The 15011-nt window shown below is 57.9% G+C and carries 13 protein-coding genes; 2 read left to right on the forward strand and 11 right to left on the reverse strand.

The annotated features are described in order from the left end of the window. Positions 1 to 83: 83 nt before the first annotated feature. Positions 84 to 923 (reverse strand): GntR family transcriptional regulator, encoded by an 840-nt coding sequence (locus tag B0G80_RS36155; protein WP_116122513.1) that lies wholly within the window; start codon positions 921 to 923, stop codon positions 84 to 86. A 226-nt stretch (positions 924 to 1149) separates the two neighbouring features. Here B0G80_RS36155 and B0G80_RS36160 point away from each other — a divergent pair, with 226 nt between their 5' ends. After that, positions 1150 to 1410: a hypothetical protein gene (locus B0G80_RS36160; protein ID WP_116122514.1), complete on the forward strand. Its 261-nt coding sequence runs from the start codon at positions 1150 to 1152 to the stop codon at positions 1408 to 1410. Between the two features lie 40 nt (positions 1411 to 1450). Then, positions 1451 to 1792: an H-NS family nucleoid-associated regulatory protein gene (locus B0G80_RS36165; RefSeq protein ID WP_116122515.1), complete on the forward strand. Its 342-nt coding sequence runs from the start codon at positions 1451 to 1453 to the stop codon at positions 1790 to 1792. Between the two features lie 279 nt (positions 1793 to 2071). Here B0G80_RS36165 and B0G80_RS47515 read toward each other — a convergent pair whose 3' ends face one another. The 10 genes from B0G80_RS47515 to B0G80_RS36225 form a co-directional block, all read right to left on the reverse strand. After that, positions 2072 to 2281 carry a transposase gene (locus tag B0G80_RS47515; protein WP_258879153.1) on the reverse strand — a complete coding sequence of 70 codons (210 nt, stop codon included), beginning with the start codon at positions 2279 to 2281 and terminating at the stop codon, positions 2072 to 2074. 770 nt (positions 2282 to 3051) lie between these two features. Beyond that, entirely contained in the window at positions 3052 to 5364 is a 2313-nt protein-coding gene (locus tag B0G80_RS36180) for a molybdopterin cofactor-binding domain-containing protein (protein ID WP_116122516.1), read from the reverse strand. 25 nt (positions 5365 to 5389) lie between these two features. Continuing rightward, positions 5390 to 5971, reverse strand: a complete 582-nt coding sequence (locus B0G80_RS36185; RefSeq protein WP_116122517.1) for a (2Fe-2S)-binding protein — start codon at positions 5969 to 5971, stop codon at positions 5390 to 5392. A gap of 467 nt (positions 5972 to 6438) precedes the next feature. Beyond that, positions 6439 to 7278 carry a GntR family transcriptional regulator gene (locus tag B0G80_RS36195; RefSeq protein WP_116122513.1) on the reverse strand — a complete coding sequence of 280 codons (840 nt, stop codon included), beginning with the start codon at positions 7276 to 7278 and terminating at the stop codon, positions 6439 to 6441. A 696-nt stretch (positions 7279 to 7974) separates the two neighbouring features. Further along, entirely contained in the window at positions 7975 to 9525 is a 1551-nt protein-coding gene (locus B0G80_RS36200; RefSeq protein ID WP_116123855.1) for a tripartite tricarboxylate transporter permease, read from the reverse strand. Positions 9526 to 9528: 3 nt separating this feature from the next. Then, entirely contained in the window at positions 9529 to 10005 is a 477-nt protein-coding gene (locus tag B0G80_RS36205) for a tripartite tricarboxylate transporter TctB family protein (protein ID WP_116122519.1), read from the reverse strand. A gap of 300 nt (positions 10006 to 10305) precedes the next feature. Then, entirely contained in the window at positions 10306 to 11673 is a 1368-nt protein-coding gene (locus tag B0G80_RS36210) for an MmgE/PrpD family protein (protein WP_116122520.1), read from the reverse strand. A gap of 72 nt (positions 11674 to 11745) precedes the next feature. Beyond that, positions 11746 to 12555, reverse strand: a complete 810-nt coding sequence (locus tag B0G80_RS36215; RefSeq protein ID WP_116122521.1) for an SDR family NAD(P)-dependent oxidoreductase — start codon at positions 12553 to 12555, stop codon at positions 11746 to 11748. Between the two features lie 110 nt (positions 12556 to 12665). After that, on the reverse strand, positions 12666 to 13649 hold the full coding sequence (locus B0G80_RS36220) for a tripartite tricarboxylate transporter substrate binding protein (protein WP_116122522.1): 984 nt from the start codon (positions 13647 to 13649) through the stop codon (positions 12666 to 12668). A 52-nt stretch (positions 13650 to 13701) separates the two neighbouring features. Next, complete coding sequence (locus B0G80_RS36225) at positions 13702 to 14805, reverse strand: porin (protein ID WP_116122523.1); 1104 nt, start codon at positions 14803 to 14805, stop codon at positions 13702 to 13704. Between the last annotated feature and the right edge of the window lie 206 nt (positions 14806 to 15011).

Genomic DNA, 15011 nt, shown 5'->3' on the forward strand with positions numbered 1-15011 from the left:
CGGTATCGCTGAGGTCGGGCGCTCGCTGGCGCTGACCGATGCCGACGAGCGATATGTCGACGCCGTGTGAGGCGTCGCAAACACTAAACAGGTTCGCCGCCGGAGTGCGCTTGCGCTTCACTATCGAGCCGATCTCCAGCGCCATGGACGAAATAACGCCTATGCACGCCCTCGTTGGTATCGATCGAAGCATCTGTCAGGATGCGGCTACGTTCCGGCAACATTGTCAGCGTCAGATGCTGCACCGGCTGATGGTCGGTGTCGTAGATCAGACGAGTCATGCGGATGAGCGGAATCCCGACGCCACAATGCAGCGTTCCCGCAAGATCGGGATCCGCGCCAATCGCAGTGAACTCCTCGACCACTCGACCGAAGCGCACCCCTTGCTTCATCAACAGTTCATGCAGCGGAGCCTTCCTGAGCACACGCGCGTTCAATTTCTTTCCGAGCCGGTCCGGTAGCCACGTGTCGAGCACCATTACCGGCACCTCGCCCAATGCGCGCAGTCGTAGCGTGTGCGTGGCGCCCGCGCCAGAATCGATGTTCAGCTGCATCGCGATATCGGCCGGTGGCGTGCATCTCTCGAAGCTCAGCACCCTGACGCTCGTTTCGTCGGCCACCGTGCGCAGCGACTCGAGAAAACTCAGCGTCGCCGAAGGCCGCACAACGCAGACATCGTTGCGCACATACACGCCCTGCCCCTGCTTGCTCTCAAGCAACCCTTCCGCTTTCAGGTCCATCACGGCCCGCCTGACGGTAATTCGCGATACGCCGTACTGCTGGCTCAGGTCGCCCTCGGTGCCAATGATTTGGCCCGGCGCATAAGCGCCGCGCAGAATACGGTCGCGCAGAGTCATGAACAACTGCCGATGTAGCGACGTCCCATTGCCGCGTACAAGCGCCGAAGACGAAACCGTTTGCATGGGTAACACCTGGAACTCGTGGAGATTGTCATACTACTATAACGACCGGTCGACGCGCTTTATGCAGCATCTGTGCCAAAGTTGCCGAGCGTGCTTTGATTACCATAGCCACGACGGAGAACTACGCGACCGAACCTGAGCAACGACTCATAGTGCGTACTTGAGAATCTCAGGACTGGTTTCCTATGTCGACAGCTATCGGCCGTGGGACTGCATGGCGTCATCGATGACATCGATGCTGCGTTTCGCGCCACGCTCTATCGTAGCTTGGCCATCGGCCCTGATGCGTCATCGTCGTCTTTGCTCTCTGGACGGCGAACCCGCCTATGCCGAAGAGATCGCCACGCAGACGCGCACATTGGGGCGCGCGACGAAATCCTGGCGTTCTTCGCGCATCGCCTCAAAAAATGAAACCGGCAGCCAGTCATGGCACTCTCCGATTCCCGCCTATGTGGCGCTCGTGAGAGCGCTTTTCTGGCTGGCTTAGTTGCTACTTGGGTAAATCGGACATTGCGCTCGCGGTCCCAATGGGCAGCTATTGCGCTGACTTTGGCTTCACGGCGACCGATATTTTCGGCGGGCGCCGGTTGAAGCGCTCCCCCACTACATCGCTTTTCCGCAACCCGGAGACGGGCGCAACCTGGAGTGGCCGTGGTCGCGAGCCGCATTGGATCGAAGGCAAGGACCGCGAAGCCTTCCGCATTTCCGCCTTGATCGTCGTGGTTGGTTTGACGCTGGCGCAGTTGACCATGAAGCCGTCGCGCCCTCGCTTCTTGCTATTGAAGCGCGGGGCGCGCGCACAGATTGGGAAGAGCCCTTCCCCTTATGGACTCGGTGGCGAATCGCAGATTCGCCATGTCGGGCGATGAACGCCAACCCTGTATACAAACTGATATGGACGATCATTCCTCGTGGCTTGACCAGCCCGCGCAAGCCCGTCTCCAGTGGCAAACGACGGAGGCCGCTGGCGCGGACCGCAAGCCGTTTGCGGCACGTTCGATCGTGCAATACCGCGCCATGTTCGACCGCTTCGTGCGGCATATGGCCGCTCATCAGGTCAATCTGGCCACGTTCAGCACACAAACGCTTGAAGCGTTCTTCGCCGATGTTGAGAACCGCTGCGCGCCCGGCACGATCACCCGCTTGCGCTATGTGAAGGTGCTCGATCGGCTCTGCCGCCACCTGGTGGAGATCGGACTGCGGACCGTTTTGCCAGACGATGCCTGCAACGGACTTGTGCCGCACAACGCCGCCAGCGCAGCTTCGTTCTTTAGTCGTTCAGGGTTATCTCCCGCAACGGCAACCAATACTGCGGCGGTCTGTGGGCCGACACCAAATCGATCGGAGCCGCCCGGCATGCTGCCTCGTCAACTGGTGAAGCATGGCATCGAGCGCGTTCAATTCCTCGGCCAACGCCAGCCAGCGCTTCGCCAGCAAACGCAACGTCGTGGTCAGCGTTTGCAACATAGGCGTGGTGCAGCTCGCAACGCATTCGGCAGTCTTGGTCTTCAGAAGACGTTCGCGGATGTCCTGCGGCGCGCTCACCAGAGCAAGGCTCGCAACTGATTGATCGCCTGCGTCTGGGCCTTGACGGCGCTGCGCCGGGCAAGAGAGAAAGCGCGCATCGCCTCGGCCGCGCCGGACTGTTCCTTGGGAATTGCCGTCGCCCTTCCAGAAAGAACCAAAGAACCGCTCGTGCGGCGTTTTCGGCGTCGGTAGGCTCGGACTTACCACGAGAGAGGCGCATTGCCCGGTCGGGACGATTGACTTCCAGCACCTCAACCTCGTGATCGCCCAATAGACGAGCTAGGCTGCGCCATACGTGCCAGTCCCTTCAACACCAGCGCGGTGCAGGTCACCGAGCGAATTCGCCCAGGTCAGCAGTTTGAGATATCCCGCCGTGTCGGCAGACACCGACAGCGTTCTAAGGAGCTTTCCTGCTCGCTGACTATTGCCCCGAAGTTTGGTGCTCCATGAAAACGTACCAGCATAACGGCGGCCGAGGATTGTATTTCGATGACCTTGTTGGGCGCTTTCTTAAGGTGGTGACGCGGCCTTATAAGGTTGGCGCGTAGCGGATTGTGGTTTTACTTCGCTCCGCGCCAACACCTGGGATTGGTGGTCCTGCCTACGCCGTCGCCCCCTGCCTATCAAACGCCGCCTTCAACACCTCAGCCGAAAACGGCACGCGCCTGAAGCGAATACCGGTAGCGTCGAACAACGCATTCGACAGCGCCGCTGCCATCGGCCTGCCGGCAGGCTCACCCGCGCCTGAAGAAGGATGGTCCGGATGGTTGTTGACCATCACGATTTCCACCGCATCGGGCACATCCGCGATCTCGGCGATCGGGTATGTGAGCCAGTCCACGCTGGCGACGCGATGGCTGTCGAAGCGCACGCTCTCATACTTGGCGCGGCTCATGCCCATCATCAGGTTCGCTTCGATCGTGCCGGTCAGATTGCGCGGATTGATCACATAGCCGCAGTCGTGTGCCACCACGAAGCGCGTGACATGGAACTGTCCGGTATCGCGATATACCTCTATTTCGGCAACCAGTGCCACCGTGGTCTTGCCGCGCGGCGCATAGGCAATGCCCCGCCCCGTCGCCACATTGCCGGGCTGCGCGGGCCTCGGAGACGGACGCGATTGCCAGCCGGCTTTTTCAGCGGCAGCGCGAATCACGCCTTTGTCGCGTTCGTCCTTCAGGTAGCGCAGGCGAAATTCCACAGGGTCGGCTTTGGCAGCCGCGGCAAGTTCGTCGATAAAGCATTCGCTGGCAAAGCACGTTGCCATGCCGTCCGGATCGCGCAGGTGAGCAGTGCGCAGCCCTGTGCTAAGCGAGCGTTCCCAATCGAGCAGGTCGCTGCGCCGGCGTTTGTTGTCGAACTGATAATGCTCGTCGGCTAACTGAAAAGCCTGCGCACCACTGTTGCGAAAGCCGCCGATCAACTGCGCGGACAAGGTGTCGCCGGCCACTTCGGTACCGGCGGGACGAATCAGGCTGGAATACCCGCGCGCCAGATATGAAAACGCAACGACCTTTCCGTCACGGTCGAGCGCACCCTGCATGCGGAAACTGGTTGGGGAACTCTTCGGGTCCCAGCCTACCGCATCGGCGCGCATATATTGCACGCGCACCGGGTGGCCCACGGCCTTCGAGAGCAGCATCGCGTCCATCGCTGCATCATCGGCATCGTTTGTTCCATAGGAGCCGGGGCCGGGCATCCATGTGACGCGTACCTTCTCCAACGGCATATTCGCCATTTGCGCCAGCGCGCGGCGCAGCGGGTAGGGCTTCTGGCCCGCGGCCCAGATGACGGCTCGCTCTGCGTTGACGTCGGCAACCGCGCATCCCGGTCCCATGCTTGCGTGCGAATGAAACGGAAAGTCGTAATCGGCGGCAAGCTTCGTGTGCGCGCCGGCCATTGCCGCATCGACGTCCCCCACGTTCTGCGCGGTTTTGGACACCACGGCGCCTTCGTTGCGCAAGCGCGCATACAACGCGACGTAGTCGGGATCGAATGCAGCGGCGGGCTCCGTCCACTTGATCTGCAAATCGCGGGAAACGCTGATGGCCTGCTCTTCTCGTTCACATACCACGCCCACAAAGTTGCCCTGTGTCACGATCGCAACGAGGCCCCGAAAGGACTGACCACGCGGCACCTCGACCAGTTCTGCGCCGGCTTGCGGCGGCCGGATCACACGCCCGTGCAGCATGCCGGGTAGCTTCAGGTCGACCAGGTAGCGATATTCGCCGCGTGCCTTGGCGGGAATATCCATGCGCGGTACCGGTTGCCCGACGACGCTATAGGTTGCGGGATCCTTGAGCGGCACTTGTTCGTCGACCGTCACATGAAACTGTTCACCGCCGACCAGCTCGCCATAGCTGACATGTTTGGCCGCGTCGGACCTCGACTGTACGACGCCGTCGCGCACCGTCAATTGCGCTTCGTCCGTTTGCAGATGTTGCGCAGCCATGCGAACCAGCGCTTGCCGCGCCCGTGCGCCTGCGTGACGCAAGGACTTGCCTCCATCTTCGATACCGTTGCTGCCGCCGGTGCCGCGCTGATCGACCGTGGTGGCTGTATCGCCCATATTCACGGTGACGCGCGACAACGGTACATCCAGCTCCTCAGCGACGATTTGCGCGAACGCGGTGCTGATGCCCATGCCCGCCTCAATCTTGCCGACGCTGGCAATCACGTCGCCATCCTGTGTCACAGCGATCCACGAGTCGAGCTGGTTCGGCGGCAGAGTGGCAGGCCAGGGAGCCCTCTGCGGTTCGAGCACCGCATCGGGCGGCACCCCATGTGCGACGACGTCCGCTCGCTCCGGCGCCGTCGTTGCGCTGGCGAGCGTTGGCCACGCGAACGACACAATCAAAGCGCCGCCCGTGCCGAGGAACTGACGCCGCGAAACCTTCAATGCAATCTTGGGCATGTCGATCTCCAGGTCGGGGCGGGCATTACGCCATGGCCTTGGCGGCACGTTTGACGGCACGCAAGATCGCGATATGGGTTCCGCAACGGCATTTGAGTCCGGTTAGGCCCGCGCGAATCTCGGCATCGGACGCATGCGGATTCTGCTTGAGGAACGCCGCGCTGTTCATGATCCAGCTATTCATACAGTACCCGCACTGCGCCGCCTGTTCTTCGATGAACGCGTGCTGTACCGGATGCAAACCATCGACACGCTGTTCTGCGGGGATGGTTTGCGCAAGGCCTTGCAACGTGGTGGTCTGATGACCTGCCGCTGCGGCGACTGGAACCACGCATGAGCGCACAGCCGCCCCGTCCAGATGCACCGTGCATGCGCCACATTGCGCGAGGCCGCAGCCGAATCGCGGGCCGGTGAGATTCAGTTCATTACGCAATACATAGAGCAGTGGCGTATCTGGCGTGGCTTGTACAACGTGTGCTTTACTATCCACCGCGATCGTCAGAGCGGACGCGGCACCGGTCGATCCGGCAGCGGTGGCGGAAAATGCAGTGTTCGATGAATGCGAGTGATGCGACGAGGGTGCGCTTTGCGGCGAATGCGCTGGCATATGCAGCTCCTTGAATCGTTCTTTTATGAAAGGGACTTGCGCTTAGCTAACAGCGAGCTGCAGTCCGTTTCAGCTACTGCGGCCCCATTGGAATATTATTATATTTTTATGATTATCGAAGGCGGGTTTACGCGGAAGATGTGTGGCGAGACGACTGCCAAGCTGATGCTCCAGCAGTGCAAGAGCATGGTCTTATCGACGATAGGGTGCTTGTTTTCGTTAGATGCGAGAGCAATGCGCCAAGGTGGCGCACATTTCGTGGTGCTTACTGGGTCAACGGTATTGAAACGCAGGGGACGTCGCAGCGAAGCTCGACGGGTCAGCTCTCTCCCAACTATTAACGTGAGGCACGGGCATCCGATGCCGCGAGCTGTGCATCCAACGCGGTATCGCTGAGGTCGGGCGCTCGCTGGCGCTGACCGATGCCGACGAGCGATATGTCGACGCCGTGTGAGGCGTCGCAAACACTAAACAGGTTCGCCGCCGGAGTGCGCTTGCGCTTCACTATCGAGCCGATCTCCAGCGCCATGGACGAAATAACGCCTATGCACGCCCTCGTTGGTATCGATCGAAGCATCTGTCAGGATGCGGCTACGTTCCGGCAACATTGTCAGCGTCAGATGCTGCACCGGCTGATGGTCGGTGTCGTAGATCAGACGAGTCATGCGGATGAGCGGAATCCCGACGCCACAATGCAGCGTTCCCGCAAGATCGGGATCCGCGCCAATCGCAGTGAACTCCTCGACCACTCGACCGAAGCGCACCCCTTGCTTCATCAACAGTTCATGCAGCGGAGCCTTCCTGAGCACACGCGCGTTCAATTTCTTTCCGAGCCGGTCCGGTAGCCACGTGTCGAGCACCATTACCGGCACCTCGCCCAATGCGCGCAGTCGTAGCGTGTGCGTGGCGCCCGCGCCAGAATCGATGTTCAGCTGCATCGCGATATCGGCCGGCGGCGTGCATCTCTCGAAGCTCAGCACCCTGACGCTCGTTTCGTCGGCCACCGTGCGCAGCGACTCGAGAAAACTCAGCGTCGCCGAAGGCCGCACAACGCAGACATCGTTGCGCACATACACGCCCTGCCCCTGCTTGCTCTCAAGCAACCCTTCCGCTTTCAGGTCCATCACGGCCCGCCTGACGGTAATTCGCGATACGCCGTACTGCTGGCTCAGGTCGCCCTCGGTGCCAATGATTTGGCCCGGCGCATAAGCGCCGCGCAGAATACGGTCGCGCAGAGTCATGAACAACTGCCGATGTAGCGACGTCCCATTGCCGCGTACAAGCGCCGAAGACGAAACCGTTTGCATGGGTAACACCTGGAACTCGTGGAGATTGTCATACTACTATAACGACCGGTCGACGCGCCCCATTTCACGTAGCATCTGTGCCAGCGCGCCAATTCGTGAATGATCGGGCTTTCGCACCGGTCAGCGTCGCCATCTGCACCGAATCATTCATGTACCCGTCGTGGCTTCTGCCTTGGCCCTATGGAAACTCACTTATGTTGGGATCCCCTCGTACAACCGCCCGTGTCGCGGGCGGTACCAGTGTGCCATTTGAGAGGGCAGCATATTGGCGCCGCAGAAGGGGCGAAGCATTCGTGCCAGCAATGCCGGGGGGAGCGCGATTCGTGTTTTCAAGTCGGTACGCACCGTTCCAGTAGAACGGTGCTTCCATTGCCAACCGGCGGTTGAAATTGTTCTAGGACCGCAAAGTCCGTGCTCCTATCCGGCAAGGCAAAACAGACTGCGATATCACTAGCGGCACCCTGCTGGAACGTAAGCCGCTGTGAACCGTGCAACGCCCATGTCGCGGCGCGAGGATAAGCCAGATCCCGCCTATCCCTGCTGATGACACTACATTACCTCTGTATTTGACTGCTCGCCACGCTTATCGCTCAGTTGCGTGTCCAGCGTCGAACCATTTCCGTGAGAAACTTTGAAGCTGGCGGCTGCTGTCTTGCCGCACACCCGGATTCATCCGCCCGCTCTACGGCATCAATGCTATACCGGCTGTTCTGTATCGCGGGCCTCTGCCCGATGGAACCTGTTTTCCTTTCTTTTGCGTATCACAGCCCGAAACGTGAAGCCAACCTGCAGCAGGATCAGCAGCGCTGACACACATATGAAGGCTGCGCTGATCGGGCGGTGCAGGAAGACCGTTAAGTTTCCGTGTGAGAGCACCAGTGAGCGGCGGAAATTCTCCTCTACCAGCGGTCCGAGCACGAATCCGAGGAGGATAGGAGCAATTGGGAAATCCAGCGCCAGGAATACAGCACCGAGCACCCCGAACACCAAGACTTCGCCCACTGCGAACAGACTGTTATGCGTGCTGTAAACGCCCACCGCAATAAAGAACAGTGCCGAAGGGTACAGACAGCGGTATGGGACTTGCAGCACCTTCACCCAGAGACCGATCAACGGAACATTCAGCACCACGAGCAAAATATTGCCCACCCAAAAGCTGGCTATCAGCCCCCAGAATAGATCAGCGTGCTCCGTAACTAGTGACGGTCCTGGTTGAATCCCATGAATCAGCAACGCACCGAGAATCAACGCCATTACTGCGTCGCCAGGAATTCCCAGGCTCATTGTCGGGATGAAGTCCACCTGGGTCTTCGAGTGGGATGCCGCTTCCGGTGCAGCTACGCCTTCGAGTGCTCCATGACCGAACCGTTCAGGTGTCTTCGAAACCTTCTTCTCTACCGCGTAGGCAAGAAACGTGGTGATCGTCGGCCCCGTGCCGGGAATTGCGCCGAAAAGGGTCCCCATGAGGGTACCGCGCACCATCGGCAGAAACGCCTGCTTGAGTTCCCCGCGACTTGGGCGCATTTCCCGAAGTCGTACATTGATGCTACCGCCAACCGCATTCATCCGGTTCACATTGCGCAGAAACTCCGCAACACCGAACAGTCCCAGTGCGAGTGCTACCAGTTCGACGCCATCGGACAATGGGTAGAGGCCGAATGTATAGCGCGTAATGCCGCTGTTCACGTCGGTGCCCACCACACCGAGCAGTAACCCAAACGCGGTCATCGAGATGCCCTTAATGCGCGAACCCCGCGACATTGTGCTGCCCGCCAGTAGCCCCAGTATCATGATCGAGAATAGTTCCGTGGGGCCGAACTTGAACGCTACCTGCACCAACAAAGGAGACGCGAAAACCATCACAACGATTCCAAACGACGCGGCAAAGAACGACGAAATCATCGTTATGCCCAGTGCGGTGCCCCCTTTTCCTTTTCTCGTTAGTGGATAACCGTCTAGGCAGGTGACCGCGTGCGGTGGATGACATGGCAGGTTCAACAGGATTGCACCGATCGCACCGCCGTATTGCGAGCCGTAAAAAATGCCCGCCAGCATCAGGATGGCCGGTATTGGATGCATCGTATATGTGAGCGGCAGCAGAATCGAAATAGCGGAGAGCGGACCCATACCGGGCAACACACCAATCAAATTTCCCATCAGGACACCAATGAACGACCACAGGAGGTTATGCAGTTCCAGTGCAACACCGAAGCCATGCCAAAGATCACTCAGCGACTGTCCGATCATCATTTAACCCCAAGAAAACAGCGGAAACTGCAGTTGGAGCCCCCACTGGAATACAACGACTGCCAGCGTCACCATCGACAACGAGAGAATCAGCGCACTCTTCCACGTATTCTTTCGGTCTCCCATCGCCGAAATGAATACAATCGCAAACGTCGCAGGTACAAGACCACCATATTTTCCAAGAACCCCGAATGCACCGATACCGGTGAGAATCGAGACATAAGCAACCCATTCGAGATGCAGCTTCGTTTCTTTCGTCTTTTGTACCGCCATCACCGCAAACAGCTTCGCAAAGGTCAGTATCGCGACACCGGAAAGGGCCAGTATGATGCCCAGTGAAACCGGGAAGAAGCCCGGCCCCATGTCTGTCAGCGTACCGATTCTGTACCTAGATCCCAGCACCGTAGCACCGAGGCCGATCAAGAACATGAGTGCCCCGCCGAGGTAATCCTTGCGTGTCTCGTCAGCAAACCTTTGCATATCTGAAACCTCCTCGTAGTTCAAGCAATCTAGGTCGGGCACGATTGGGCTATCCGAACGACGGCGGTGCTTATAAAGCAGACACCTTATCGTTTAGGCCGGACAGCATTTCGAACGACGCGCGCAGTGATATCTTTCGGATCCGGCGCCACGCGTATCAATTCAGCAATTCCTCAACGACAATCATCCCAGTCCCTGTCATGATCGGATCCGACCATGACAATGGCCATAACTTGATATGAAGTGATCCTTGAAGTGGCTCCACAACCTATCCAGCAGGATCCTCGCAGTCAAATTATTTCAGGTTGCTAAAGCAATGGCTTGATCCAGCTGAGCCGCAGACAGGTCTTCCAAGTTCCACAACCTCTCTAGTAACTGACCGGTACGATCCCGGCCCAACATGGGTTCCATCAGTTCCCGCGCCTTGTCATCAACTTCCCCTCGAGGCATTGGGTTGCCCCATGTTCCCCGAACGTGGCGCGTACGATGTTCGACCTGTCTGCCGGCGATATCGATCACGGTCACGATTGCTTGGCGCCCACCTTCATTCTGCAAAGCTTCACTGCCACTTAGGGAAATTTTGTCACGCAGAGCCACCACTACCGGGTCGGTCAGGCGTGCGACATCATGCACAGAATCGAAAGTCAACCCGCCGTCGACCAGGAATAATGCTACGAGATGCTGTAGGCTGATACTGGCCATATCTCGGTTATTCACAATGGTCGCTTCGAAAGTCGGAAGCTGTATCAACACTTTCGAAACCGTGTCTGCAGAAGGTAGCGACTCGCCTAACGCATCGAGCGAATCCAGCGCAGCTTGGATTGGCGAGCCAACGCACCACTTTTTGATATTCGAGCGTAGGATTTCGTCGCCCAAGGAAAACGGCTCAGTCAGACCGCGACCGGCGCCGCTCTGACCGAATACCGAAAATAAGCCGCTTTCCCCCTCCAAGGAATACTCGACGCCCGTCCATCCGCTGTGCGTGATTGCCGCCGCTATTAAAGCGTTCTTGACCGACATCGCGCCAAATACATATGCCTTTTGGATATGGTCACGATCACGAAGCCAACTGCTCAGCCCCGACGCCTCATGGGTTAGATAAGAGATCAGTCGTGTTGCTGATGACGCGTCGAATCGATACAACGTACTGGCTGCCGCGCCAGCGCCGAAGAGGCTTCCGCATGCATGTGTCGAATGGCCTCTCTGATGGATACCGAGTGGTCCGAGCGCCTCTAATATGCGCGCGCCTGTGTCATAGCCGCAAGCGACGGCGCGTAGCATTTCCGCTCCCGAACGGCGGTCGCGCTGGCATATCGCCATTGCTGCAGGAACGATCGCACATCCTGGATGGAACTTGCTCATCTCGTGTGAGTCGTCCGTCTCGTCGGCATGCGCCAGCATCGCATTGATCATCCCCGCGGCGTATGCTGGCAAGCGCCTCTGGGCTCCAATGGTGGTGGCATCGGGGGCACCAGCCAGCGCATCCGTCGCGCGCAGGGCGGAGACGCCGACATTCAGTCGAGCGCCGGAAATCATGGCAGCAAACGTATCGACGATATGGTGCTTCGTCTTCTCGATTACAGCGGCGCGCAGCGGCGACGTCGTCGCCTCCTCGAGAAACGTGGCAAGGGCGGCCGTCGGCGACGTCGATTGGTCTCTCTCGTACATTGGGCTAACCTCCTGAACCACGCCTGGGACGTGGAAAAATCCGAGTTACTTGATCAGTGAATGCGTCAGCGGCTAATAAATCAATTCCCCGCCATTGACGTGCAGTACCTGCCCCGTCACGAAGTCAGCTGCGACGGAGCAGAGATAAGCGCAAGCACCAGCGATTTCGTCTGGCCTACCGATCCGGCCGACGGCGGTACGCTTGCGGCGCGCCTCAAAAGTCTGCGCGGCGTCCGGGTATCGCTGGAAATCGCGGAGTGTATCGATGATGCCCGGTGCGATCGTATTTGCAGTCACTCCACTGTTGCCAAATTCCACAGCGATCGCCTTCGCCAGCGCGTGTACACCTCCCTTGGCTGTCACATTAGCAGCCCGCCCGGGGGCCGGCGCGAATCCATCTCGCCCAGAAATATGGATGATGCGACCCCAGCCTCGCGACACCATGTACGGTAGGCATGCTTGCGCAAGAAAAAACGCAGAACTCAGATTCGTTGTGATCGTTCGGTTCCAATCGTCAACACTGATATCAAGAAACGATTGATGCATTCGCATCGAGACATTTGATACCGCGATATCGACGCCTCCAAATTCACACGCCGCACGCTCTATCATCCGATTGACCTCGTGGGCATCGCCGACGTTGGCGCGCACTGCGATAGCGCCTACATCTAAAGCACGCGCGTCCGCCGCAACTGCCTCGATCGCCTCCGTGTCGCTTTGGCCATTGATGACGACATTGGCGCCTTGCCGAGCCAAGCTCAGCACAATTGATCTACCGATATTTCGCCCGGAGCCTGTCACAACCGCGCACTTTCCAGAAAGCGGACGCGATTGAGATCCCGACTCGGTCCGGTTCGATTCACTTTCGTGCCTTGGATCCATATACGACTACACCTCAATGAACGTTGTAAAAGCATTTACTTGCCGTTTCGATGAAGGAAAATCTCGACATTTTTATGAGGCTTATTGACGCTTCCCGCCGATTTGATGATTTATTGCGGCCTGATACCAGCACGAGCATATATCGCCCTATTCTCACGCAACTGGTCAGCGATCCACTTTTTCAAAGCGCCAGGCGTAATATCTTCGTATTGGCCGCCGATGGTGTCGATGTATTTCTGTGCGGCGGGCGTTTTGTAATAGTCGACTATCGCTTGATGAAGCTTGTTCACCTCTTCGACCGGCGCGTCCTTACGCAGGAAAAAGCCGTTCCATTCATAGATGACGACGCCAGGATAACCCGCCTCGGTCATCGTTGGCACATCTGGTAGCGCATTCAAACGTTTTTTCGAGGTAAATGCCAGCGCGCGAATCAAGCCCGAGCGGATCATCGGACTGGCTGCAATTGAATCGACGAGCATGAAATTGATGGAACCACCGATTAGGTCGGTGAGCGCTGCGGGACTGCTGCGATAGTTTACGTTAACAGCCGACAGGTGCGCATTTTGTAGAAACAGTTCCGTTGCCACCCGGTTGACGCCCGAGCTGGCGTAGAAATACTTGTTTGGATTAGCACGGAGCTTCTCCACCAAATCGGCGACCGAAGTGATGGGTGACTTGGCCGGAACGACCAACGTATCGGGCACAACGATCGATAGTGCGACGGGCGTGAAGTCCTTAACCGTGTCGTATCGCACATCCTTATAAGCTACCGGACTATACGTCATCGCGCTCGTCCCACCGGCGAACAGAGTGTACCCGTCAGTCGCAGTGTGCGTGAACTCCTCGGCCGCGATCATGCCATTGGCCCCACCCAAGTTTTGCACCACAGCATGCCATCCACGGCTCTCCGCCAGATACTTGGCTAGGCGCCGGGTGCTATCGTCTGTCCCACTGCCCGCGTTGGATGGCACAATGATCCGTATAACCTTAGACGGATAGTCGTCTTGCGCCAGTGCAGGTAGCGACGAGCCGATCAGTACCCCGACGCTCATGAGCAGTCTGGCGATCGCATCAGTTTTGCTTCGCTTTTTCATGCCTTAATTGCCCCTCCGGTGGCCGATAAATCAATGTTCACGAATAAGCAAATCAGAACAAGTGTCGGATTCCTACTCGAAACACAGTCTGCATATTTGAACTTGAGATCGTAATAGCGTGAATCGCGGCAGCCGCGCCGTCGTATCCTCGTAGATTGACCAACGCAGCGTAGAGATCGGTGCGCACTGAGAGCCGATAGTCGATCGTCGCGGCAGCCATCCCGTATCGTTCGCCTTGAAAAGTCTCGAATGCATAGCTGGCCGCAATAAAGAAAAACGGCGATGGGCTGTAACTTCCAGTCGCCTCATAGGTCATGAAATTGCCCGAGTTGGTCCCGATCACAAGCTTGTTGCCCGTCACTAATCCGAGCAGCGTGAATTTAGTCCATTTGTAGCCGGCACCCAGTGCGATCGTTTGCGTACGGTCGACATTAATTGACGGTCCGGCAATTACGCCAGTCTTCGGATTTACTGCACCGATTGTTTTTCCGAATAAGGACGTCACACCGAATACGGTTGCAAGCGGTATCGCCTGATCATAGACCGCTGTATAGGCCGCACCTGCGGAAAATCCACCACGTTCGAAGTGGCCGCCAAAACTGACGACGCGGTTGGTGTCGGGAGAGCGCGTAGAAGGATCTCCGTACGCGTACATTGCTCCAAACGTGAAGCCGCTCAAATTAGCCGAATACAACTTTATTGCACTATCAGCTCGCTGGCCGGACAAACGGTCGATGTCTCCCGCGTGGAATGCATACGACGTGTTATAAAGCGACGACGAGAACGAAGCACCGACGTAGTCAACGATGAAGTCATACTGACGACCCAGTGCGATCGTGCCGAACCGATTTGCGAGACCAACAAACGCTTGCCGACCGAACTCTAGCCCTCCCTGTGCTGCCGTTCCATTCTCGAGATTAAGTCCACCCTCGATTGTAAAAATCGCTCTCAGACCACCGCCCAAATCCTCCTTTCCTGTCATGCCCCAACGATTGCCACGCATTATGGAAGACTGCTGCATCAGTTGACGGGCTCCGCCAGCGTTCGTCGCGTATGTGATCCCGTTGTCGAGCATGCCGTATAGCGTCACACTGTTTTGTGCAAACGCATGCTCGCACATCAATCCCACCGCGAGTCCAACCACCTTTCTTTTCATCCCGTCTCCACTGATCTAATGGGTGTTAAAAGCGGTTCCAGCAGCAAAGTTCCTTCAAAGTGGGGAGTACGTGGGCTTGCTCCGTCTAGAAGCTTGCTCTTGAAGGATGTGGAAGTATTGTCCGTACATTCGGATATATAAATAAGGTTTACTACTAGCCGTCGCCGTGCCCGTTCGCTGGACCAGCACCCCCTGCAAAGTGATCG

It is taken from the genome of Paraburkholderia sp. BL6669N2, assembly GCF_003387275.1.
Lineage (GTDB): Bacteria > Pseudomonadota > Gammaproteobacteria > Burkholderiales > Burkholderiaceae > Paraburkholderia.